The organism is Pantoea sp. BJ2, assembly GCF_040255075.1.
Lineage (GTDB): Bacteria > Pseudomonadota > Gammaproteobacteria > Enterobacterales > Enterobacteriaceae > Pantoea > Pantoea leporis.
Genome location: NZ_CP158292.1, coordinates 1,326,478 through 1,349,494 on the forward strand (window position 1 = coordinate 1,326,478; position 23,017 = coordinate 1,349,494).

Annotated in this window: 17 protein-coding genes; 11 read left to right on the forward strand and 6 right to left on the reverse strand. The window is 57.9% G+C overall.

The window, feature by feature from the left end; all coding sequences use genetic code 11:
- Window positions 1-8: 8 nt before the first annotated feature.
- The 3 genes from rhlE (at window position 9) to AAF463_RS06070 (ending at window position 3,693) form a co-directional block, all read left to right on the forward strand.
- Window positions 9-1,397, forward strand: coding sequence for an ATP-dependent RNA helicase RhlE (rhlE, locus tag AAF463_RS06060; protein WP_192236598.1), 1,389 nt, complete (start codon window positions 9-11; stop codon window positions 1,395-1,397).
- A 4-nt stretch (window positions 1,398-1,401) separates the two neighbouring features.
- Window positions 1,402-2,358, forward strand: a complete 957-nt coding sequence (dusC, locus tag AAF463_RS06065) for a tRNA dihydrouridine(16) synthase DusC (protein WP_350261703.1) — start codon at window positions 1,402-1,404, stop codon at window positions 2,356-2,358.
- A 126-nt stretch (window positions 2,359-2,484) separates the two neighbouring features.
- Complete coding sequence (locus AAF463_RS06070) at window positions 2,485-3,693, forward strand: MFS transporter (RefSeq protein ID WP_101763166.1); 1,209 nt, start codon at window positions 2,485-2,487, stop codon at window positions 3,691-3,693.
- A 44-nt stretch (window positions 3,694-3,737) separates the two neighbouring features.
- On the opposite strand, the gene AAF463_RS06075 is transcribed toward AAF463_RS06070, so the two are convergent.
- The gene (locus AAF463_RS06075; RefSeq protein ID WP_350261704.1) at window positions 3,738-5,348 is read right to left on the reverse strand and encodes an inorganic phosphate transporter; all 1,611 of its coding nucleotides are present in this window, start codon (window positions 5,346-5,348) and stop codon (window positions 3,738-3,740) included.
- A 162-nt stretch (window positions 5,349-5,510) separates the two neighbouring features.
- Between AAF463_RS06075 and AAF463_RS06080 the strand changes: the two genes are divergently transcribed.
- Window positions 5,511-6,536 (forward strand): transporter, encoded by a 1,026-nt coding sequence (locus AAF463_RS06080; RefSeq protein WP_217547195.1) that lies wholly within the window; start codon window positions 5,511-5,513, stop codon window positions 6,534-6,536.
- 83 nt (window positions 6,537-6,619) lie between these two features.
- On the opposite strand, the gene AAF463_RS06085 is transcribed toward AAF463_RS06080, so the two are convergent.
- The gene (locus AAF463_RS06085) at window positions 6,620-7,672 is read right to left on the reverse strand and encodes a L,D-transpeptidase family protein (protein WP_101763163.1); all 1,053 of its coding nucleotides are present in this window, start codon (window positions 7,670-7,672) and stop codon (window positions 6,620-6,622) included.
- Window positions 7,673-7,868: 196 nt separating this feature from the next.
- Window positions 7,869-9,683 (reverse strand): glycoside hydrolase family 15 protein, encoded by a 1,815-nt coding sequence (locus AAF463_RS06090; RefSeq protein ID WP_101763162.1) that lies wholly within the window; start codon window positions 9,681-9,683, stop codon window positions 7,869-7,871.
- 117 nt (window positions 9,684-9,800) lie between these two features.
- On the opposite strand from AAF463_RS06090, the gene AAF463_RS06095 reads away from it, so the two are divergent.
- Window positions 9,801-10,577, forward strand: a complete 777-nt coding sequence (locus AAF463_RS06095) for an SDR family oxidoreductase (protein WP_110865774.1) — start codon at window positions 9,801-9,803, stop codon at window positions 10,575-10,577.
- On the opposite strand, the gene AAF463_RS06100 is transcribed toward AAF463_RS06095, so the two are convergent.
- Window positions 10,578-11,153 carry a DedA family protein gene (locus tag AAF463_RS06100; RefSeq protein ID WP_110865775.1) on the reverse strand — a complete coding sequence of 192 codons (576 nt, stop codon included), beginning with the start codon at window positions 11,151-11,153 and terminating at the stop codon, window positions 10,578-10,580.
- Between the two features lie 166 nt (window positions 11,154-11,319).
- On the opposite strand from AAF463_RS06100, the gene AAF463_RS06105 reads away from it, so the two are divergent.
- The 3 genes from AAF463_RS06105 to AAF463_RS06115 all read left to right on the forward strand — a co-directional run bounded on the left by AAF463_RS06105 (window position 11,320) and on the right by AAF463_RS06115 (window position 15,858).
- A complete protein-coding gene (locus AAF463_RS06105; RefSeq protein WP_101763159.1) occupies window positions 11,320-11,907 on the forward strand; it encodes a Yip1 family protein in 588 nt (195 codons plus the stop codon).
- A 325-nt stretch (window positions 11,908-12,232) separates the two neighbouring features.
- Entirely contained in the window at window positions 12,233-13,162 is a 930-nt protein-coding gene (gene pbpG / locus AAF463_RS06110; RefSeq protein ID WP_137385419.1) for a D-alanyl-D-alanine endopeptidase, read from the forward strand.
- A 254-nt stretch (window positions 13,163-13,416) separates the two neighbouring features.
- On the forward strand, window positions 13,417-15,858 hold the full coding sequence (locus tag AAF463_RS06115) for a DUF3772 domain-containing protein (protein WP_101763157.1): 2,442 nt from the start codon (window positions 13,417-13,419) through the stop codon (window positions 15,856-15,858).
- A gap of 313 nt (window positions 15,859-16,171) precedes the next feature.
- On the opposite strand, the gene dld is transcribed toward AAF463_RS06115, so the two are convergent.
- Window positions 16,172-17,881 (reverse strand): D-lactate dehydrogenase, encoded by a 1,710-nt coding sequence (gene dld / locus AAF463_RS06120; protein ID WP_350261706.1) that lies wholly within the window; start codon window positions 17,879-17,881, stop codon window positions 16,172-16,174.
- Window positions 17,882-18,035: 154 nt separating this feature from the next.
- On the opposite strand from dld, the gene bglX reads away from it, so the two are divergent.
- Window positions 18,036-20,333 (forward strand): beta-glucosidase BglX, encoded by a 2,298-nt coding sequence (bglX, locus tag AAF463_RS06125; protein ID WP_350261708.1) that lies wholly within the window; start codon window positions 18,036-18,038, stop codon window positions 20,331-20,333.
- A 115-nt stretch (window positions 20,334-20,448) separates the two neighbouring features.
- Window positions 20,449-21,312: an oxygenase MpaB family protein gene (locus AAF463_RS06130; RefSeq protein WP_101763154.1), complete on the forward strand. Its 864-nt coding sequence runs from the start codon at window positions 20,449-20,451 to the stop codon at window positions 21,310-21,312.
- A gap of 3 nt (window positions 21,313-21,315) precedes the next feature.
- On the opposite strand, the gene AAF463_RS06135 is transcribed toward AAF463_RS06130, so the two are convergent.
- Window positions 21,316-21,609: a hypothetical protein gene (locus AAF463_RS06135; protein ID WP_350261710.1), complete on the reverse strand. Its 294-nt coding sequence runs from the start codon at window positions 21,607-21,609 to the stop codon at window positions 21,316-21,318.
- A gap of 225 nt (window positions 21,610-21,834) precedes the next feature.
- On the opposite strand from AAF463_RS06135, the gene AAF463_RS06140 reads away from it, so the two are divergent.
- Complete coding sequence (locus AAF463_RS06140; protein ID WP_008102641.1) at window positions 21,835-22,947, forward strand: suppressor of fused domain protein; 1,113 nt, start codon at window positions 21,835-21,837, stop codon at window positions 22,945-22,947.
- Window positions 22,948-23,017 lie beyond the last annotated feature (70 nt).

The window sequence follows — 23,017 nt, forward strand, 5'->3', positions numbered from 1 at the left end:
ACACCTGCATGTCATTTGACTCTCTCGGCTTAAGTGCCGATATTTTGCGTGCGGTAGCAGAACAAGGCTACCAAGAGCCGACGCCGATTCAGCGTCAGGCCATTCCTGTGGTGCTGGCTGGTCGTGACCTGCTGGCGAGCGCCCAAACCGGCACCGGTAAAACCGCCGGCTTTACGCTGCCGTTGCTGCAGCGTCTGACTGCAAAACCGTCCACGGCGCGTGGCCGCCGTCCGGTGCGTGCGTTGATCCTGACCCCGACCCGCGAACTGGCGGCTCAGGTTGGCGAGAACGTGCGTGAGTACAGCCAATATCTCGATATCCGTTCGCTGGTGGTATTCGGCGGCGTGAGCATCAACCCGCAGATGATGAAACTGCGCGGCGGCGTTGACGTGCTGGTGGCGACACCGGGCCGTCTGCTCGATCTGGCGCACCAGAACGCGGTTGATCTGTCACAGGTTGAAATCCTCGTGTTGGATGAAGCGGATCGTATGCTCGACATGGGCTTCATCCACGACATCCGTCGCGTGCTGGCGCGTCTGCCTGCTAAGCGTCAGAACCTGCTGTTCTCTGCCACCTTCTCTGACGAGATCAAAACGCTGGCGGAAAAACTGCTTACCAACCCAGAACAGGTTGAAGTTGCGCGTCGTAACACCGCCTCTGAGCAAGTTTCACAGCAAGTGCATTTCGTGGATAAGAAGCGCAAGCGGGAACTGCTGTCGCTGATGATTGGTCGTGATAACTGGCAGCAAGTGCTGGTGTTCACCCGTACCAAACACGGCGCCAATCATCTGGCTGAGCAGCTGAACAAAGACGGCATCACCGCCGCCGCGATCCACGGCAACAAGAGCCAGGGCGCGCGTACCCGTGCATTGGCTGACTTCAAATCCGGCGGCATTCGCGTGCTGGTCGCGACCGACATCGCGGCGCGTGGTCTGGATATCGAAGAGCTGCCACACGTGGTGAACTACGAGCTGCCAAACGTGGCGGAAGATTACGTGCACCGTATCGGTCGTACCGGCCGTGCGGCTGCTACCGGCGCGGCACTGTCGCTGGTGTGTGTTGATGAACACAAACTGCTGCGTGACATTGAGCGTCTGCTGAAACGTGAAATCCCGCGCATCGAGCTGCCTGGCTTCGAAGTCGATCCCAGCATCAAAGCCGAGCCAATCCAGAACGGTCGTCAGCAGCAGGGCGGCGGTCGCGGTCAAGGCGGACGTGGTCAAGGCCAGGGTCGCGGCCAGGCCGGCAACGTTTCTCGCCCGCATAGCGGCAATGCGCCACGTCCGCAGGGTGAAGCGCGTTCCGCGCGTCGTCCAGCGCAGGGCGCAAGCCAGGCTGCGCCAGCCGCCAACAGCGGTCGTCGTCGTCCGGCACCAAAGAAAACCGGGAACGCCTAACGTCATGAGGGTGTTGCTGGCGCCGATGGAGGGCGTGCTTGATTCGCTGGTGCGTGAGCTGCTCTCCGGGGTGAATGATTATGACTTGTGCGTGACCGAGTTTTTGCGCGTGGTCGATCAGCTGCTGCCGGTAAAATCCTTCAATCGTTTGTGTCCTGAGCTGCATAACCACAGCCGCACGCCGTCAGGCACGCGCGTTCGCATGCAGCTGCTCGGGCAATACCCCGAGTGGCTGGCCGAGAACGCCGCGCGCGCGGTGGAACTCGGTTCCTGGGGCGTTGATCTCAACTGCGGCTGTCCGTCAAAGCTGGTCAACGGCAGCGGCGGCGGTGCCACCTTGCTGAAAGATCCCGAACTGATCTATCGCGGCGCGAAAGCGATGCGTGAAGCGGTGCCGGATCATCTGCCGGTGACGGTGAAAGTGCGGTTGGGCTGGGATTCTGGCGATCGTCGTTTTGAGATTGCCGATGCGGTGCAGCAAGCCGGTGCCAGCGAGCTGGTGGTGCACGGTCGTACTAAAGAAGACGGTTATCGCGCCGACAGCATTAACTGGCAGGCGATTGGCGAAATCCGCCAGCGTCTGCGCATTCCGGTGATCGCCAACGGTGAGATCTGGAACTGGCAGGACGCGCAGGATTGCATGCGCATTACCGGCTGCGATGCGGTGATGATAGGGCGCGGCGCGCTCAACGTGCCGAATCTGGCGCGCGTGGTGAAGTACAACGAAGCGCCGATGGCGTGGCCCGACGTGGTTGCCTTGTTGCTGAAGTACACTCAGCTGGAAAAGCAGGGCGATACCGGCATGTATCACGTGGCGCGCATCAAGCAGTGGCTTGGCTACCTGCGCAAGGCGTATCACCAAGCCGACGGCTTGTTCAGCGAAGTTCGCACCCTCAAAGTCTCCGCCGACATCGCCACCGCAATCGAGCGCCATGCCGCAGCAATAATCAAATCCTCGTAGAGTCGCCATTCATGGCGACCTTCTCAACAAGTGCATAAACTTTATAACTAAAAAACCCGCGATCTCTTAGCAGGCTAAGGTTATAGTTAGTGTCCATTTTCATCACCATTCCCGACGCCACTTTCCATGTCTGACGCCGCTGTACTGAGTAACGCTCAGTTAAATAAACGTATTCTCTCCGTCATTGTTTTCACCTTCTTTTGCTATCTCTCGGTGGGTTTGCCGCTCGCGGTGCTGCCGGGATTTGTGCATAACCAGCTTGGATTCAGCTCGTTCATCGCCGGATTAATCATTAGCCTGCAATATTTCGCTACGCTATTAAGCCGCCCGCACTCCGGTCGTCTGGCGGATCGCTTTGGTCCGAAGCGCGTGGTGATGATGGGATTGGTGTTCTGTGGCATGAGCGGCGTGTTATCGATTATCGCCGCGCTGTGCAGCGACATGCCGCTGCTGAGCCTGGCGCTGCTGGCGGCGGGGCGCTTGTTCCTTGGCGTAGGTGAAAGCTTCAGCAGCACCGGATCGACGCTGTGGGGCATGAACATTGTCGGTCCGCTGCAAACCGCGCGGGTGATCTCGTGGAACGGCGTAGCGACCTATTTCGCCATGGCGATTGGTGCACCGCTCGGCGTGCTGCTTAATCAGTGGTTTGGCATCAGCGGCTTTGCTGGTTTAGTGGCGATCATGGGCGTTGCCGGATTCTGGATGGCGAGTCGCAAAGCGGGCGTCAGCGTCTCCGCTGGCGTGCGCATTCCGTTTCATCGCGTGGTCAGCCGCGTGTGGATGTTTGGTCTGGCGCTTGGCTTTGGCACCATTGGTTTCGGCGTAATTTCCACCTTTATCACGCTCTATTTCGCCAGCCGCGACTGGAGCGGTGCGGCGTTCGCGCTGACGCTGTTCAGCCTCGGTTTTGTGATTGTGCGCCTCGGTTTTGGTCGCTACATCACGCGTTTCGGTGGCCTGAAAGTGTCGCTGGTGTCGTTCGTGCTGGAGTGTGCCGGACTGCTGCTGATTTGGCAGGCCGACAGCATCTGGCTGGTGGATTTGGGCGCGTTCCTCACCGGCGGCGGTTTCTCGCTGGTGTTCCCCGCGCTAGGTGTGGAAGCGGTGAAGCGCGTACAGCAGCAGGATCAGGGGTCGGCACTCGGCACCTATTCGGCGTTTCTTGATTTAGGACTGGGATTAACCGGTCCGGTGGCGGGCTTGCTGATTGGGCATTGGGGCATGCAATCGGTCTATCTGGCGGCGGCGCTGATGGTGCTGGGCGCGTTTGCTATCACGCTGCGTCTGCACCAGCAACACGGCCGGCAGACGGCCGCGCAAGCGCTGAGCGAATAACGCTTCATCGGCAAACCCCCGTGCGCCGCCGTTGTTTACCGCAGTTAAAAGTGGATAAACAGGGCGTAAAGCAACCCCGAAAGTAACACGGACACCGGCAGCGTCAGCACCCACGCCATCCCCAGATTGCGGATGGTGGCGAGTTGCAGACCTGAACGGTTGGCGGCCATCGTACCGGCGACGCCGGAAGAGAGCACATGGGTAGTAGAAACCGGCAGGCCAAACGCGTCGACCGCGCCGATGGTCGCCATCGCTACCAGCTCAGCGCTGGCACCTTGCGCGTAGGTCAGATGGGTTTTGCCGATGCGTTCGCCCACCGTCACCACAATGCGACGCCAGCCAACCAGGGTGCCGAGACCCAGCGCTAACGCCACCACCACTTTCACCCACATCGGGATAAAGCGCGTGGCGGCATCCAGCTCTTTCTTCACCGCCGCCAGGTTGCGCGCGGTCTCTTCCGGCAGCGCTACTTTGGCGCTTTGCAGATGCTTAATGGTTTCGGAGGCCAGATACATGTCGTTTCGCGTGTTGGTCACCGCCTGCGCCGGGATATTCTCCACTGCGCCGTAGCGACGAATCTGGTCGCCGATATCGCCCAGCATCATGCCGAGCGCCGGCAACACCTGTGGACGAGTCTGGCTGGTGCGCACGAATTCGGTCAGCACCTCGCGCGGCGCGGGCATGGCGGCGGGCGCCGGTTGCAGCGTCAGCAGCTGCTGTTCCGTCACCTGAGTCAAGGCGGCGACGCGCGGAATCTGCTCCGGCGGCAGCGAGCGGTTCAACGCGTAGGCAATCGGCATGGTGCCGACCAGAATCAGCATGATTAGGCCCATGCCTTTCTGCCCGTCATTCGAGCCGTGCGCGAAAGAGACGCCGGTGCAGGTGAGGATCAGCAAGCCGCGAATCCACACCGGCGGCGGCTGGTTGCCCTTCGGCGCTTCATACAGCTGGCGATTGCGGATAAAGGCTTTCATCGCCAGCAGCAGCAGTGCGGCGCAGACGAAGCCGACAATCGGCGACAGCAGCAGCGCATACCCGACTTTAATTGCCTGATCCCAATCCACGCCGCTGGTGCCGCTGCGGCCATGCAGCAAGGCGTTCGCCACGCCAACGCCGATAATCGAACCGATCAGCGTATGCGAAGAGGAGGCCGGTAAACCAAAATACCAGGTGCCGAGGTTCCAGATAATCGCCGAGAACAGCAGCGCATAGACCATGGCAAAGCCGTGGCCGCTGCCCGCTTGCAGAATTAACTCCACCGGCAGCAGCGAGATGATGCCGAACGCCACCACGCCGCTGGAGAGCAGCACGCCCAAAAAGTTACAGAAACCGGACCACATCACCGCCACGCCCGGCGACAGTGAATGGGTGTAGATCACCGTGGCGACGGCGTTGGCGGTATCGTGGAAACCGTTCACAAATTCAAAACCGAGCGCAATGATCAGCGCCACGCCGAGCAGCAGGAACGGTATGTAGCTGGTGACCGGCGCGCCGGTCTCTTCAACGTCATTAAACAGGTTGATGCCGGCATACAGCAGGCCAGCAATCAGCAACAGCACGAAGATCAGGCGTGAGGCAGGGCCGTTGCCGCGGTTAAGGTTCGGGCGTCCGCTGTGGGACGAGGAGGTCGATGCAGGTAAACTGTTTTCAGCCATAAAACACCTCAGTGTTAACTCACGATGCTCGAACGGCACCCGTTAATGGCAGTGTGATACGTGGTTTGTATGACAGAATGATGATGGCGCACGCCCGGTGTCATCTTGCTGCAACATCCCTGTCGCACGCTGTGGATCTGACCGCTCGGGAATGACCTGCTAATGCTCCAGCCCGTACTACCGCTCGCCTCGCTGCCGGACTTCAATAACGACGTCGCCGGACTGATTCATGGTTATCTTTTTACGCCCGCGTCGCTGCCACAGCGGCTCAATGCACGCGAAGCGGCCCAGCTGGCGCAGCAGCAGCTGCCGGAGTCGACCTTTATCTGGCTGCACATCAACCTTAATCACGCGCGTGCTGAACGCTGGGTTCAGGACCACTTTGGCGTAGACCACGATTTTTTCGACGAGATACATTCTGCTTCGCCGCGCACCCGTTTAGCCCAGCAAAATGATGCGCTGCTGGCGGTACTCAATGACGTCACCTTCAGTAAAGAGGAGCGCAGCACGCAGAACGCCACGTTGTGGATGTGGTGCTGCCCGCGTGTGGTGGTCACCGCGCGTTTTCGCCCGGTTGGCATGATCGAACGCATGCATCAGCAGATGAATGAACTGAAGTTCGCCGAGCCGGATGCGATGCTGCTGTGGCTGCTTGGCGAGCAGGAAGCGCAGCTGGAGCAAGTGGTGCGGCGTTCCAGTCAGGCGGTGGATGCGATTGAAGAGCGCTTGCTGAGTGCGGCGATCAAAACCAATCGCCGCGAGCTGGGACAACTGCGTCGTATGCTGCTGCGCGTGCAGCGTTTGCTGGCACCGGAACCGGCGGCGCTGTTCCGCTTGCTGAATCGTCCGCCCAAATGGCTAAAGCGTGAACCCCTGGGCGAGCTGCGAATTTTCACCGAAGAGTTCAGCGTGGCGCTGAATGATTTGGCGAGTTTGATGGAGCGGATTCGTTTGCTGCAGGAAGAGATTGCCGCACGATTGATGGAGCAGAGCAACCGCACGCTTTTTTTGCTGACAGTGATCACCGTGCTGGCGTTACCGATCAATATCGTGGCGGGATTTTTTGGCATGAACGTGGGCGGGATTCCGCTGGCGAATAATCCGCACGGCTTTTTGCTGCTGGTGTTGGTAGTGCTGGCGTTTACCCTGGTGGCGGGTTGGCTGGCGTTTCGACGACCGCGTGATTGATTGACGTTGCGCGATGAATCGCGCCGCTACGGTAGGTGCATGTATCTGTAGCGGCGCAATTTATTGCGCTTCTTAACTCGCGATTACAGGCTGGTGGCAGGCTGCGCTGCTGGCGCTGCGCCGTTGATACCTTGCGGCGTCATTGGCTCTTCTTTCGGCAATGCGTCAGAAGACTCCTGAACCGGCACCGGTGCTGGCTGCACTTCGCCAGCTGGACCGTTGATTTTGATCGGCATACCGTTACGCGCCTGGATAGCGTTGTTGACCGCATCCTGGTTGGTGCTGGCATCGGCAATCACTTTGGTCACAGCGGAAGTCAGGTTGATCGGCACCACTTCGCGTGAATTGAACTGCTCTTCGGTGGTCGATAGCGGATTGTGTACTTCCACGTAGCGCGAACCATCTGGCTCAACGGTGGCTTTCACCGGCTGATCGATGAACTGTACGCGGGTGCCAACAGGCACGTTGTCGAACAGCCATTTGATGTCGTCAGCACGCAGACGCACACAGCCGTGGCTTACGCGCAGGCCGATACCGAAGTTGGCGTTGGTGCCGTGAATCGCATACAGGCGGCCGATATAGAGCGCGTGCAGGCCCATCGGGTTATCCGGACCCGCCGGGAACACCGCAGGAATGCTCTCGCCGCGTGCCGCATATTCTGCGTGCATCGCTTTGGTTGGCGTCCAGGTTGGGCCATCTTTCTTACGCTCAACCTTGGTCGTCCAGTTGACCGGCGTATCTTTACCCAGCTCGCCGATACCGATTGGCAGCACGACCACGGTCTTGGTGCCTTTCGGGTAGTAGTAAAGACGCATCTCAGCGCTGTTGATCACGATGCCTTCACGCGGCGCGTCAGGCAGAATCAGCTGCTGTGGGATGATCATTTTAGTGCCAGCTTTTGGCAGATAAACGTCAACGCCCGGATTGGCTTCCAGCATATTGCTGAGGCCCATCTGATACTGTGCAGCAAAGGCTTCCAGCGGAAGTTTGCTGTCATCAGGGACAGTGATTTCAATGTTTTCGCCGATCAGACGGCTGTTAGCCGGCGGCAGCGGATAGACTACTGCAAATGCCGACTGGCTGAACGCCGCCAGTGCGAGGGCGAGTGAAGCGAACGCGCGAATGCTCATTTTCATGTTTTTCAAGTCGTTATGGCCATGTTTCAGGCTTGTCAGTGTGTCGAATCCATCGTGGTCAGTATGACCCGCTGCGCATTATATGTGCATTGGCGCATTGATGGAAATCAGGATTTTTACTGGCTGCACATACTTTACGCAATTCCTTGTCTTTACCCGACAAATCCCTTCGATCCGCAGCCCAAAATGTGAATTTTTACGGCTGCCACAGCGTCACTTCATTACTCAATTTACGATTGAGGAAAAAAGCGGCACTGATTAAAGCCAGATGCGTCAACGCCTGCGGCATGTTACCCAACGCTTCGCCGTGTGAGGTGAACTCTTCGGCGTACAAACCAAGCGGATTGGCGTAACTCAGCAGCTTTTCAAACTCAAAATGCGCCTCATGTACGCGACCCGCTCGCGCCAGACACTCCACATACCAGAATGAGCAGGCACCGAAAGATCCTTCTCCGCCGGTTAAAGCATCGGCAGGCGTCTCGTGAATGTTATAGCGTCGGACTAAACCGTCGCTCACCAGATGCGTTTTAATCGCGTCCAGCGTCGAAATCCAGTCGGGATCGGTGGAGCTGACAAAGCGCACCAGCGGCATCAGCAGCATCGAAGCATCCAGGAAATTGCCGCCGCGCGTCGCGGTGAAATGGCCCAGCTCCGGGTTCCAGAAGTTCTGCCAGATATCGTCGCGGATCTCGCTGCGCACCTTATCCCAGCGGTCGTACGGCATCGGCAGCGAACGTTTCAGGCCAAGGCGCAGTGCGCGATCGAGCGCGACCCAACACATCAGGCGTGAATGCAGGAAATGTTCTGGCTCGCCGCGCATCTCCCAGATTCCGGCATCGGGCTGATTCCAGTTCACGCAGACGTAATCGATCATATCGGAGACGTACTTCCAGCCGCGATGCGAAATCGCTTCGCCATATTTGTTGGCGAGATAAATGGCATCCATCAGTTCGCCGTAAATATCGAGCTGCGTCTGGCGCCAGGCATCATTGCCGATGCGCACCGGACGTGAATTGGCGTAGCCGGAAAGATTGAGCAGCTCGGTTTCGTGTAGCTCGGTGCCGCTGTCGAGGCGATACATCACTTGCAGGTGCGGCGTGTCGTCGTGGCTGTGCTCGACGCAGCGGCCGACCCATTTGGTAAAGTCGCGCGCTTCTTCGGTGTAGCCGAGGCGCATCAGCGCGTACATGCTGAATGAGGCATCGCGAATCCACGAGGCGCGATAATCCCAGTTGCGCTCGCCGCCCAACTCTTCGGGTAAGCCGAAAGTAGCGGCGGCGGCGATGGAACCGTGCTGATGCGAAGTGAGTAACTTCAGCGCCAGCGCCGAACGCGTCACCATCTCCTGCCAGCGGCCGCGATAGGAACTGTGGCTGCTCCAGCGTCGCCAGTACTCCAGCGTGTCGTGGAAACAGTGCTCGGTGGCGATGGTGGCCACGTTAGGATCGTCATCGTTACCAAAGACAAACTCAGCGGTTTCCCCGGCTTTCAGGGTAAATTCCGCTACCGCGCTGTGGTTCTCGCGCGTCATCACCACCGAAGCGCTGAGGCGCAACGCCGGTTGCCCCGACGCAAGGAAGGCGATACCGCCGGGCCGCAGTTCGGTGGTGGTTTCGGCACGCGCGTAGTCGTGGCGTGGCGCACACAGCAGATGAAAGGTGGCGGTGCCGCGTACCATCTTTACGCGGCGCACGATACGCGGCACTTTGCTCTGCTCATCGCAGATCGGCATGTAATCGGTGATCTCTGCCACGCCCGCGTCATCCAGCCAGCGGGTTTGCAGAATATTGGTATCCGGTAAATAGAGCTGTTGCTGGCGGGCATTTTTCCAGTCCGGCGCGAGGGAGAACAGGCCGGCCTCATCGCTGTCCAGTAGCGCGGCGAAAACCGACGGGCTATCGAGCGCCGGCCAGCAGAGATAATCGATGGTGCCATCGTTAGCAATCAGTGCGCAGGTGCGTAAATCACCAATCACGCCATGGTCGTCTATTCTGCGTTTAATCTCGCTCATCGTGCCCCCTTTGCCGTAGGTAATTGTTAACTATAGACGAAACGGCAGATTCGGCGGCCCCGAGGCACAGAAGGATAACTTCTATACTGTAAAGACACCCTCAATCAGGAGAATGTTATGAGCTTAGGAAAACAGAAAGTCGCTGTGGTTACCGGATCCAGTTCAGGCATTGGTCGCAGCTGTGCGGTGATGCTGGCTGAAGCGGGTTATACGCTGGGCATCACCTGGAGTTCGGATGAAGAGGGCGCCCAGGAAACCGCGCGCATGGTGGAAAGTCGTGGACAGCAGGCGCAGGTGCGGCAGGTTGATCTCTCCGATCCGCAAGCCGGCGCACAGCAACTGACGCAGCTGATCAACTCGCTGGGGCGCATTGACGTATTGGTGTGTAATGCCGGCGTGATGACCAAAGCCGACTTTCTCGATGTCACCTTTGAGGATTGGCGCAAAGTGTTCAACGTGGATGTCGATGGCGCGTTTCTTTGCGGGCAGATTGCCGCGCGCCATATGGTTGACCAGGGCGACGGCGGACGCATCATCAACATTACGTCGGTGCATGAACACACGCCGCTGCCGGATGCCACCGCCTATACCGCTGCCAAACATGCGCTCGGCGGCTTGACCAAATCGATGGCGCTGAGTCTCTTACCGCACCATATTCTGGTGAACGCGGTCGCACCGGGCGCAATTGCCACGGCGATGAACGATATGAAAGATGACCAGCAAGGACGACGTATGCCGGAAATCCCGATTGGGCGTCCCGGCGATACGCGTGAAGTGGCGAGTTTAGTGGCGTGGCTCTGTTCGGAGTGGGCAACTTATACCACCGGACAATCGTTTATTGTCGACGGTGGTTTTATGTTGGCCAATCCGCAGTTTAAGGGGTACCACTCGTAATCAACCGGCGCGGCGGTGATTCCAGTGGCGAATGATGTAACGCAAGACGATGCCAAAAATCACCGCCGCCGCCAGCCACAACAGCGGCTTGAGGTGCTGATCGATCTTGTGCAGCCACGGCGCGACAATTTGTCCGGCAAAGTAGCCAAGCGAGACAAAGATCAGCGCCCACAGCGCCGCACCAATCACGTTCAGAATGAAGAAACGCAGCGGCTTGAGGCGGCTGGTGCCAATAATGATCGGCCCGACAATGCGGAAGCCGTACATAAAGCGCACGCCAATCACGAACAGGCTCGGGTGTTTTTGAATCAGCCGCTTAGCCTTGCCAATTGTTTCCTGATGTTTACTGAAACGGCGCAAAATGCGCGTGCCATAACGGCGTCCCAGCCAGAACAGCAGCTGATCGCCAATAATGCCGCCGATCATCGCCGCCAGCACCACGCCGCTGAAGTGCAATAAGCCTTCATGCGCCGCCACACCGCCTAACAACGTGAACGTTTCCCCTTCGGCAATACAACCAATCAGCAGCGCCAGATAACCGTATTGGGTGATTAATCCATTGATATCGAGATGCAAATTATCCTCCCTGCAAAGTGTGAAATCGCTATTAGTGTATACCAGCGGCTTAATTTGTGTGGCGCCCCGCAAAAACGGCGACGACGATTATACTTGAGCTAACGCTGCCTCCGTTGATCAGGCCGTTGGCTGTAAGGGCAGCCCATCGCAGCAAAGGAGTAAATGTATGAATCATGTCTGGGGTTTACTGGCGCATCCAGGTCAGGAAATGCGCGATATTAAACAGGAAAATGAGAGCGTTTCGCACCATTACACCCATCATGTTCTGCTAATGGCGGCGATCCCGGTGATCTGCGCCTTTATCGGTACCACGCAGCTGGGCTGGAATCTGGGCGAAGGGCAGTTCGTACAACTCAATCTACTGACCGGTATCGGTCTCGGCATTCTGTTCTATCTGATTATCCTCGGCGGCGTGGCGGTAATGGGCCGCGTGATCCACTGGATGGCGCGTAACTATCCGCAGCGTCCCAGCTTGCAGCGCTGTACGGTGTTTGCCGGGTATGTGGCCACGCCGCTGTTCCTCAGCGGGCTGGTGGCGCTCTATCCGCTGGTGTGGCTGTGCGTGCTGGTGGGCGCGATGGCGCTGGTTTACACCGGTTATCTGCTTTACGTCGGCATCCCGGTGTTCCTGAGCATCGACCGTGATGAGAGCTTGCGCTTCTCCGGATCGACATTGGCGATTGGTGTGCTGGTGTTTGAAGTGCTGCTGGCGCTGACGGTGGTTCTGTGGGGTTACGGGCCACGGTTGTTCTGAGGAAAGCCTGGTCGGCATCTAAGGCGTAGTGCCGATCAGGTAAGCGCCGTATCAAATCACCGCACCTTCCGTAGCGGCGCGATTTATCGCGCAATGAATTGCGCCGCTACAAGCTGTGCTTTCGTTAATCAGGGATTTTCATATCTTAATTGACGAGCATCACGTCATTCATGGCGACCTTTTTAACGCCCGGAAACAATCTCAATAAGAAATTTCTCAGGTAAGTGCGTATGATACTGCTGCCAGCCCGCATCCCGTCTGGATTGTTGCGGGCGGCCTGTGTCTCAACACAGCGCAAAACTCCTGACCGGATTTTTTTGACACGATGTCTGCAAAAATGCGTATTTCCTTGCTGTCGCTGGCGCTGTTTGTCGCCGCGCCAGCCGCTATAACGCCCGCGCTCGCTGCGCCGGCGGCACTCGCAAACCTGGCGCCGATTGCCCAACCGCAAATCGCCTCCGGCAGTGCCATGATTGTCGATCTGGAAAACAACAAGGTGCTGTTTTCCAGCCATCCTAACCGCGTACGTCCGATCGCCTCACTCACCAAAGTGATGACGGCGATGGTGGTGTTGGATGCCAAACTGCCGATGGATGAAATGCTGTCGGTGGATATCAGCCATACCGCTGAGATGCGCGGCGTGTTCTCCCGCGTCAAACTGAACAGCGAAATTAGCCGCCGCAACATGCTGCTACTGGCGCTGATGTCCTCGGAAAACCGCGCTGCCGCCAGCCTGGCGCATCACTATCCGGGCGGTTACGATGCGTTTATTCGCGCCATGAACGCCAAAGCACGCTCACTTGGCATGACGCACACGCGCTATGTCGAGCCGACGGGCCTGTCGATTCAGAACGTTTCCAGCGCGGAAGATCTGGTCAAGCTGTTGAAAGCCACGCGACAGTACCCGCTGATTGGCGAACTGAGCACCACCAAAGAAGACACCGCCGTATTCAAACATCCGAGCTACGCGCTGCCGTTCCGTAACACCAATCATCTGGTGTACAAAAACGACTGGCGCATCCAGCTGACCAAAACCGGTTATACCGATGAAGCCGGGCACTGCCTGGTGATGCGTACGGTGATCAACAACCGTCCGGTGGCGCTGGTGGTGCTGGATGCCTTTGGTAAATATACCCATTTCGCCGATGCCAACCGCCTGCGCGACTGGCTGGAAACCGGTAAAGCCGCACCGGTTCCGGCCGCTGCGCTGGCGTATAAGAAGCAGAAGTCAGGTTTGACCGCGAATAATGAATAACTGGATTTAAAGCACGCACATACCGTAGCGGCGCAATCTATTGCCCATTGCAGATTCTGCAGGATGCGCAATAGATTACGCCGCTACAGATTGTGCGTTGTGTTGTTACGCTCATCTGCAAAAACGCTTATCGTTAGCGCCAAAGTTTTACACCTTCATTCCTATAGTTTCAGTGTCGGCAACGTCTTAAACTAGCCGCCATTCACGATCGCACTTGCGTTTATCGGCTGTTATTACGCTGGAATCTCATTCATATGTTCAAGTTTCGTCATCTGTTTACCCCGTTTTTACTGCTGCTTGTGCTGTTAGCTCCCACGCTGAGCGTGGCCGCAGATACGCCGCCCAACGATCAGGCAGAGGACGCCGCACCCAAGGTGAATGCCTCGGTCGAGCTGCCTAAGATGCAGAAAATTCTCGACAAAATTAAAGGCCAGGTCTCGGGCGATACCAATGAAAGCCAGCTCAACCAGCTTAATGAGATGGCGCTGGAGCTTTCCGGTAATGCCGAAACCCTCGGCCAGGCGTTGATCCCGCAGGGCCAGCAATTGGATGCACAATTGGCGGTTCTTGGCCCGGCACCGAAAGCCGATAGCGGCGTGAAAGAGACGCCTGAAGTGACGCGCAAACGTGCGGCGCTGGAGAGCCAGAAAGCCAAGCTGGACGATCAGATCAAACAAGCCGATGGCATCAAAAACGGTGCGCTGGTGCTGTCATCGCAGATCGTCAACCTGCGTCGTGACCAGCTGAAAAGCCAGCTGGCGCTGAACTCTGGCAGTATCCTTGGCCCGCGCTTCTGGGCGCCGCTGGTTAGCAGTCAGGATCTTGATGGCGAGAAGATCAGCGAGTTCATTACTGAATTGCAGGACACCGCCGCGCTGTCGTGGGAATCTGGCTGGCGTTTCGGCACCGTGGCCTGGCTGTTTGCCGCGATGCTGGTGATGACGCTGGGCCGTCGCTACAGCGAAGAGTTCTTTGCCTGGGTCAGCATTCATAAGATGCCGGAAGGGCGCTTACGTCGCAGCTTCCTCGCCGCCACCACCGCGCTCACCACGCTGGCCGCGGTGGTGATCACCTTTAACTTCATCGCGCTGGCCTTTACGCGCCGTGATGAAGTCTCGGGTGATGTGCAGGATTTTGTTGATCGGCTGGTGCAGCTCAGCGTCTATTGCGGCTTGATTGCCGGTTTAGGCCGCGCGTTCCTCTCCACACGTCGCCCAAGCTGGCGTTTGCCGGCCATCTCCAACGAAGTCGCGCAAGCCCTGAAGCCGTTCCCGCCGTTCACTGCGGCGCTGGTGTTTATTTTCCAGACGGTGGAAGCCTTCAACTACAGCGTCGGCACCAGCCTGAATACCACCATTTTTGCTAACGGCTTGACCGCGCTGCTGATTGGCAGTACCGGACTGGCGATCGGCATGCGCATCAACCGCGTACGCCGCCGCATGGTGCAGGAAGGTCAGCAGCCTGAAGCGCGTTCAACGTTGGTGGGATTGGTGCAGCTGGCGCTGATGCTGACGGCGCTCGGCATCCTGATTTCACTGATCATCGGTTACGTCACGCTGGCGCGCTTCCTTAGCTATGAAGTGATTTGGTGCGGCATTTTGTTTGGTTCGTTCTACTTCCTCAGCCATCTGGTGAATGACGGCTGCGAAAGCCTGTTCTCCACCAGCAATGCCACCGGCAAGCGCCTGCAAACCACGCTGAATATTGATGAGCGTTACCTGCAACAGGCGGCGACGCTGCTCAGCGCGCTGGGTAAAACCGTGCTGATTGCCATTCTGGCGCTGGCACTGCTGAACGGCACCTTTGCCTCATCAACGCCGATTGAGCTGATCCAGAAGGTGATTGAGTTCTGGGGCGGCAAAGGGCTGGAGTCGCTGAACATTGTGCCGGCGCACATGGTCAATGCAATTCTCTGTCTGGTGGTGGGCATTTACGTGCTGCGTTCGGTGCGTCGCTGGCTGGATAAAGATTTCCTGCCCAAAACCACCATGGACGTCGGCATGCGCGTGTCGCTGGTGACGCTGTTCAGCAATATCGGTTACGTGCTGATTATCCTGCTGACGCTGTCGATTATGGGCCTGCAGTGGAACAAACTGGCGTGGATTGTGAGCGCCTTGTCGGTCGGTATCGGTTTCGGCTTACAGGAGATTGTGAAGAATTTTATTTCCGGCCTGATTCTGTTAACCGAGCGTCCGGTGAAAGTGGGCGATCTGGTGAGCATCAGCGGCATTGAAGGGGATATCCGTCGTATTAACGTGCGCGCCACCGAAATTCAGCTCGGCGACAAATCGACGGTGATTGTGCCGAACTCGCAATTTATTTCGCAGAACGTGCGTAACGCCACCATGGGTAACGCGCAGGGCGTGGTCACCATCTTGCTGACGTTCCCGCTGGATATCGATCCGGTGCGGGTGCGTGAAATTCTGCTGGAAGTGTATCAGGAGAACGAGCGTATTCTGGAGACGCCGGAGCCGTCCGTGTCGTTCAAAGATTTGACGCCAGCGGGTATCGTGTTGAGCGTCACCGGCAACGTTGCCGGTCAACGCCAGATTTCCGGTGCCAAGAGCGATCTGCTGTTCGATATTCTGACGCGTCTGCGCAAAGAGGGCATTATGCTATCGACGCCGCAGACCATGATCATCGAGCGCCGCGCCGTGGCCGCAGCACAAGATCAGCAAAGCGATCCGTTGCCATAAATGCGTAGGGTGGCCATTTATGGCCTAATGCTCGTCAGTTAAGCCGACGACGAGTGCGCAGGCCGGGGCCACTTTTGGTCCGGCGGTCCTCGCGCCGCTTGCGCGGTACCTTCACTTCGCTCGTTTGCCTGACGGACCGGCGGAGACGGGACGTCCCTGTCCCGGCTCCGCCTTTCGCCCGCGTCCTGCGGGCTCTCCTGGCTTCCTCGTTTCGTTCAGCGCTGCGGATTGCCGGTCCAAAAGCGTCCCCGGCCTGCTCCGAAGCTTCAGTGAGTGCTGCTAAAAAGGGCACATTTACCGCCACCGCCCGGTCTCAAACTTTCACCGCCCAACCTTTCTGCTTACTGGTTTTCCCAATTCCTGGATTAAAACTGTTGGTGGGATCGAGCTGCTGATAAAACGCCTGCAGCTGCGGTTTCGCCTGATACAGATGGCCCACGTTATGCTCGGCCGGATACTCGGCGCCGCGCGCGGCTAAAATCGCCAGCATCTTCTCTTTTAACGCATGCGCATCCACGCCTTTTTTCACGATGTAATCCTGATGGAAGACGTGGCAGAAAAAGTGGCCGTAGTAGAGACGATGGATCAGATCGTTATCGAACTCGGGCGGCAGTCGTTCAAACCACGCTTCATCATTACGACGCAGCGCGATATCCAGCGCCAGAATATCTTCCACTTCATCGGCATGCACCGCGTGATAGCGCACCGCGGCACCGGCGGCGGCAAAGCGATGCAGGAACGCGTGCGCACCCTCTTTGGCGTCACAGGCGAAGAACGCGCCGCCGCCTTCGCGGAAATATTCGGTCAGATAGGCCTGCGCTTCGGCGACGCCGTCGCCGGACATCTTCAGCATCAGGTGATGCTCATATTTGTCGCGATACTGCTTCAGGCGTTTAGGCAGATGCGCCGGTAGCCAGCTGCTGACGCGCTGCAATAAACGATCGGTGAGATGCGGTTTCACCCAGCTCAGCTTGCCCAGCCAGGCATCCACGCGGCCTTTCAGGGTGAAAAACAGCGGCATTTTGTCGGTGCCGAGTTTATCAATCATCACGAAGGTATCTTTGCCGTACACCTCGGCGATGTCGAAAATGTCGCGGTGCATATATTCGCCCGCCACCGGCAGATGGGTAAATTCCGCCAGTATATGGCGGCGAATATCGCCCAGTTCCGCCGGATTATTGGTGCCGATGTAGAACACCTGTTGCTGCGGTTCGGTGGGGAAGGTATCCAGACGCACGGCAAACACCGCCAGCTTACCGGCGCAGCCGGAGGCTTCAAACAGGCGACGCTCATCGGCGTTGAAGCGCGCTGGCGTCTCTGCATGGATATCGCGCACGCGTTCGGCGTATTCATGATCCGAGGCGTGGCGTTCATCCCAGCGCACATCGCTCTGCTGCCAGCGATCGTCATCCAGCCGACCCAACATCTCTTCCGGCGAATGGCCGAGATCGATGCCGAGATGGTTCACCAGCTTGAGTTTGCCGCTGGCATCAATCTGCGCAAACAGCGCCATTTCGCTGTAGGCCGGACCGCGTTTGATCAGCGAACCGCCCGAGTTATTGCAAATCCCGCCCATTACCGAGGCGCCAATGCAGGAGGAACCGATCACCGAATGCGGCTCGCGGCCAAGCGGCTTCAGCGCTTTTTCCAGCTGATACAGCGTGCTGCCGGGGAAGGCGAGGATCTGTTTGCCGTTGTCGATCAGCTGCAACTTATCCAGACGCAAGGTGCTGATGATCACCACTGGACGATCGTAATCGTTGCCGTTTGGCGTGGAACCTTCGGTCAGGCCGGTGTTGGCGGCCTGCATCAAAATGATCGCATCGGCGCTCACCAGCGCCTGCAACGCACGCCACAGCTCAAGCAGCGAACCGGGGAAAATCACCGCCAGCGCTTCGCCTTCGCCCGAGCGGAAACCTTTACGGTAGCGCGCGGTCTGTTCCGCGTCGGTTAACAGGTTCGACGATCCGACCAGACGACGCAGTTCGGCGAGCAGAGTAGGGTGCGAAGTGTTGTTATTCATTGGCCTATCCTTGTCTTTAACATGGCGCTTTTACTGTAGCATGCGCCAGCGACAGGAGCGCGGTGTGACATGGCGGCTACCTGCTATCCTCATCTTGTGGCAAACTGCCCCGGTTATTTCGATATTGCGCAGTCACTTAAGAGAACCCGACCTGATGAAATGGATTTACTCTGTTAGCCTCGCTGTCTCCTTAGCCATGCAACCCGCTTTCGCGGACGATCTGTTTGGCCCACATCCGATGACTGAACAGGCGCGCGACGCCTTTGTGAATCAGCTGCTCAGCAAAATGACCCTCGATGAAAAAATCGGGCAGATGCGTTTGATCAGCGTAGGACCGGATACGCCAAAATCGGCGATTCGCGACATGATTCAGCACGGTCAGGTCGGGGCAATTTTTAACACCGTGACGCGTCAGGATATTCGCGCCATGCAGGATCAGGTGATGCAGCTCAGCCGCCTGAAAATTCCGCTGTTCTTCGCCTATGACGTGGTGCACGGTCAGCGCACCATTTTCCCGATTCCACTTGGCCTGGCGGCAAGCTGGGATCTGGATGCCATCGCTGAGGTGGGACGCGTCTCTGCTTATGAAGCCGCGGATGACGGCCTCAACATGACGTGGGCGCCGATGGTTGATGTGTCCCGCGAACCTCGTTGGGGACGCGGCTCGGAAGGCTTTGGTGAAGACACCTTCCTCAGCGCGCAAATGGGCAGCAGCATGGTGAAAGCCATGCAGGGCAAAAGCGCGGCGGATCGCTACTCGATCATGACCAGCGTGAAGCACTTCGCGGCCTACGGCGCAGTGGAAGGTGGACGAGATTACAACACCGTCGACATGAGCCCGCAGCGCCTGTTCCAGGATTATCTGCCGCCGTATAAAGCCTCATTGGATGCGGGCAGCGGTGGCGTAATGGTGGCGCTTAACTCATTGAATGGCACACCGGCCACGGCAGACAGTTGGCTGCTGAAAGACATCCTTCGCGGCGACTGGAAGTTCAAAGGCATCACCATTAGCGATCACGGTGCGATTAAAGAACTGATTAAACACGGCGTAGCCAGCGATCCACAGGATGCGGTGCGCATTGCGATGAAATCAGGCATCGACATGAGCATGAGCGACGAGTACTACAGCAAATATCTGCCGGGCCTGGTGAAGAGCGGCGCGGTGAGCATGGCGGAAGTGGACGATGCCGCGCGCCATGTGCTGAACGTCAAATATGACATGGGCTTGTTTAACGATCCTTACAGTCATTTAGGGCCGAAAGAGAGTGATCCGCAGGACACCAATGCGGAAAGCCGTTTGCATCGCGCCGAAGCGCGTGACGTGGCGCGTAAAAGCATTGTGCTGCTGAAAAACTGGCGCGAAACGCTGCCGCTGAAGAAAGACGCCACCATTGCGTTGGTGGGTCCGCTAGCGGATAGCCAGCGCGACATCATGGGCAGCTGGTCGGCCGCCGGCGTGGCGAAACAGTCGATTCCGCTGCTGCAAGGCGTGCGCAATGCGATGGCGGGCAAAGGCACGGTGCTGTACGCCAAAGGCGCTAACATCACCGACAACAAAGGCATTCAGGACTTCCTCAATCTGTATGAGCAGGCGGTCAGCGTGGACAAGCGTTCACCGCAGGAGCTGATTGACGAAGCGGTAGCGCAGGCGAAAAAAGCTGATGTGGTGGTGGCTGCCGTGGGTGAAGCGCAGGGCATGGCGCATGAAGCCTCCAGCCGCAGCGATTTGGTGATCCCGGAAAGTCAGCAGAAGCTGCTGGCCGCACTGAAGGCCACCGGCAAACCGCTGGTGATCGTGCTGATGAACGGCCGTCCGCTGACGGTGGTGAAGGAAGATCAGCAAGCCGATGCGATGCTGGAAACCTGGTTTAGCGGTACTGAAGGCGGCAACGCGATCGCCGATGTGCTGTTCGGCGATTACAACCCGTCGGGCAAGCTGCCGGTCTCCTTCCCGCGTTCGGTGGGCCAGATTCCGATTTATTACAACCACTTGCCAACCGGTCGTCCCTACAACTTCGCCAAGCCGAACAAGTACACCTCGCACTACTACGATGCGGTGAACGGTCCGCTTTATCCGTTTGGTTACGGCCTGAGCTACACCACCTTCACGGTGTCGCCGGTGAAGATGTCGTCACGCACTATGCCGCGTAACGGCTCGGTGGAAGCGTCAGTGACCGTGACCAATAGCGGTAAACGCGATGGTGCAACCGTGGTGCAGCTCTATCTCAACGATCCGGTCGCCAGCATTAGCCGTCCGGTGCAGGAGCTGCGCGGCTTCCAGCGCATCATGCTGAAAGCCGGTGAATCGCAGACTGTGAAGTTTAAGATCGACGTTGATGCGCTGAAATTCTGGAACCAGAAGATGCAGCAGGTTGCCGAGCCAGGCAAAATCAACGTGATGATTGGACTGGATTCGGTGCGCACGCAGGATGCGCAATTTGATTATCTGTAAGTAAGATTGTTGCGCTCTTTCGCTCGGTCAGCATGAATGCTGGCCCTACATGTTATGCTTCGGTGATTTGTAGGGTTGGCATTCATGCCGACCAGGCCAATGAGCGCACAAACCCATGAACATCCGCGAACGCATCCAACAGCAAGTCTTCCGCCTCAACGGCCTGTCACTCAACGAATTCGACATTTCGCAACCGCCTGGCGATCCCGGCTTATTTGGCCCGGACCACGTTATCTGGCGCGTCCATGGCGACTTCCCCTCGATGCTGTGCGGCGGTATCAGCGCCTTAATGCTGCAGATGCTGCATCCGGCGGCGCTGGCGGGCGTGTGGGATCACTCCAATTTCCGGCAGGACATGATGGGCCGCCTGCGGCGCACCAGCCAGTTTATCGCCGTCACCACCTTCGGTAACACCGCCGATGCCAACATCCTTATCGACCGCGTCAAACGGATTCACCTGCGCGTCACCGGCGTCGATAACGCGGGCAAGCCGTATGCCGCCAGCGATCCGCATCTGCTTACCTGGGTACACGTTGCGGAAACCAGCCGTTTTCTGGCGGCGCATCTGCGCTACAAAAATCCGCAGCTCAGCCTGGCCGATCAGGATCGTTACTATCAGGAAGCGGCATTAGTTGCCGAGGCGCTTGGCGCACAGCGGGTGCCGAAAAGCGTGCAGGCGGTTGAGGCGTATCTACAACTGATGCGGCCCGAGTTGCTCTGTGATGCGCGCACGCTGGAGGTGATGCAATTGCTGATTAACGCGCCTGCACCCAGCTGGCAGGCGAGACCGGCAATGCGCGTGATGCTGAAAGCGGGGATGGGATTGTTGCCTGACTGGGCACAACAGCAGATTCAGCAGCCGGTTGGGCCGCTGACGCAGTGGCGTGTGGATCGGGAAATGGCGGTGATTGCCGGGCTGCTGCGCTGGTCGATTCAGCGCGGCGCTTATACCCGCGCCATGCAGCGCATGGGCCGCTAAGCGTTACAAATGCAGCTCATCCTCTTTCTGCGTGTAGGTGCGCGGTGTGCGCGCTTCACGTTTTAGTGCCTGCTGACGTTGCTGATAATGGTGCAGCATCATGCCAAGTCCGAGGCCCATCAGCGCCAGCGGCAGCAGACTGTAATAGATATCAAGCGGTAATAACACCAGCAACGCCACGCCGCTCAGCAACAGCGTCAGCGACGTCATCACCCATGTATAACGGATAAACAGCCACACCAACATCGCGAAAATAACCACGTCACGCAGGTTCAGATCGAGGTTTTGCAGCACCATGATGGCAGCTCCAAAGAGGTGAATGCGCAAACCATATCACGTGAAATTGTAAAAGAATCGCAAATTAATCTGAAGCTTGTCAGCGTGTTAAGCGGCAATTGATAAGCCGCACTCATCTTTCCCTTCTGGCACTTTGAGAGTTTTACCCTTGTGTCACATGGCACGAGTGCCGATCCTGCTCTATTCTCGGGGAAAATGGATTCCTCCAGGTAATATCGAGGCGTTATGACCCACCAACCTCTGATTGCTGAGGTGCCGAATCAGCAACACACACTAACCGCGATCGTTGAGCAGGATGCGCGTACGGCCTATTTTTATATCTGGCCGAATGACCTGTTTCGCAGCCAATACGCGGTGCGCGGCTGCTGGCTGCGTAACCTGCTGCCTGCGCCCGCGCAGGAAGATCGTGAAGCGATGGAGCAGGGCATCGCGCCGCTGCTCAGTGCCGAGTATTGCCGCACGCTGGAAGCCGAGCCGATGCTCGATCCCGCCGGCTTGCAGGTGCTGTGGGAGCCCAGCGACGACGGCGCCGCGCTGTGGTATTACGGTCAGCTGCTGGCGGTGATCCCTGGCTGGAGCCTGTATCAGGATAAGCAGGTGAGTTTTTCTGCTGCCTGCATCAAAGAGAATCGCCTGACCGCACCGCTGGGATCGGCCTCCACCAACGATTACTACGCGCGCGCTGAACAGCAGCGTCACTTCTGGCGTGACTGGCACGACGGACACTTGTGGGATGTGGTGCAGCGCGAGCTGATGCAGTGTTATCAGGCGCAGTTTGGCGAATCGGTAAAATATTACTCCATCGATCAAGGCAACTGGCCGCCAATGGCGATTTCGCAGCATTTGCACAATGGCGTTTGGTATTTCCTGACGCTGGGCATGGGGATCCGTCCGATGCCGCAGGTGGATCACCTGTTTGACGAGCTGGCGCCGCAGTATCGCCGCGTCGAGCTGGCGATGGCGGTGGACGGTGAAGTGATGACCGAAGCCAATGCGGTGCAGATGGCGAGCGCGCTGGCTGAGTTTGCCCATCTGCCGTGGGCGCGCCTGACCTGGATTGGCGAAGGGCATACGCTGGCGTCGGAAGTGGCGCCGGTTGGCTTTGAAAGCTTCCTGCTGGCCAACGATCTCGCTCCCGAAGCGGCGCAATTCCGCCTGCCGAAACGCGATGGCGACCGCGTGAATCTGCTCTGGTCCACGCCAATTACCGAAGCCGAACGCCAGTTTGCGCAGGCTGACGATCGCGGTGGGCAGCAGCTGCTGCAACGTTTGCTGGCGGACGGCAATAATCATGTGTTCCGGCCGCGCCAGGAAGTGGTTGAAACTCCCGCTCCGTAAATCAGGTCGGCATCGATGCCGACCCTACGATTTTAAATTATCACCCAAATCAACTATTTCACTGCTTTGT

Bases quoted from the DNA above. Each gene is read 5' to 3' on its own strand.
- AAF463_RS06105 (WP_101763159.1), top strand. From the start codon at position 11,320: ATGAATCATGTCTGGGGTTTACTGGCGCATCCAGGTCAGGAAATGCGC.
- pbpG (WP_137385419.1), top strand. From the start codon at position 12,233: ATGTCTGCAAAAATGCGTATTTCCTTGCTGTCGCTGGCGCTGTTTGTC.
- AAF463_RS06135 (WP_350261710.1), bottom strand. From the start codon at position 21,609: ATGGTGCTGCAAAACCTCGATCTGAACCTGCGTGACGTGGTTATTTTC.
- rhlE (WP_192236598.1), top strand. From the start codon at position 9: ATGTCATTTGACTCTCTCGGCTTAAGTGCCGATATTTTGCGTGCGGTA.
- bglX (WP_350261708.1), top strand. From the start codon at position 18,036: ATGAAATGGATTTACTCTGTTAGCCTCGCTGTCTCCTTAGCCATGCAA.
- AAF463_RS06070 (WP_101763166.1), top strand. From the start codon at position 2,485: ATGTCTGACGCCGCTGTACTGAGTAACGCTCAGTTAAATAAACGTATT.
- AAF463_RS06095 (WP_110865774.1), top strand. From the start codon at position 9,801: ATGAGCTTAGGAAAACAGAAAGTCGCTGTGGTTACCGGATCCAGTTCA.
- AAF463_RS06085 (WP_101763163.1), bottom strand. From the start codon at position 7,672: ATGAAAATGAGCATTCGCGCGTTCGCTTCACTCGCCCTCGCACTGGCG.
- AAF463_RS06115 (WP_101763157.1), top strand. From the start codon at position 13,417: ATGTTCAAGTTTCGTCATCTGTTTACCCCGTTTTTACTGCTGCTTGTG.
- AAF463_RS06075 (WP_350261704.1), bottom strand. From the start codon at position 5,348: ATGGCTGAAAACAGTTTACCTGCATCGACCTCCTCGTCCCACAGCGGA.
- dusC (WP_350261703.1), top strand. From the start codon at position 1,402: ATGAGGGTGTTGCTGGCGCCGATGGAGGGCGTGCTTGATTCGCTGGTG.
- AAF463_RS06090 (WP_101763162.1), bottom strand. From the start codon at position 9,683: ATGAGCGAGATTAAACGCAGAATAGACGACCATGGCGTGATTGGTGAT.
- AAF463_RS06080 (WP_217547195.1), top strand. From the start codon at position 5,511: ATGCTCCAGCCCGTACTACCGCTCGCCTCGCTGCCGGACTTCAATAAC.
- AAF463_RS06130 (WP_101763154.1), top strand. From the start codon at position 20,449: ATGAACATCCGCGAACGCATCCAACAGCAAGTCTTCCGCCTCAACGGC.
- dld (WP_350261706.1), bottom strand. From the start codon at position 17,881: ATGAATAACAACACTTCGCACCCTACTCTGCTCGCCGAACTGCGTCGT.
- AAF463_RS06140 (WP_008102641.1), top strand. From the start codon at position 21,835: ATGACCCACCAACCTCTGATTGCTGAGGTGCCGAATCAGCAACACACA.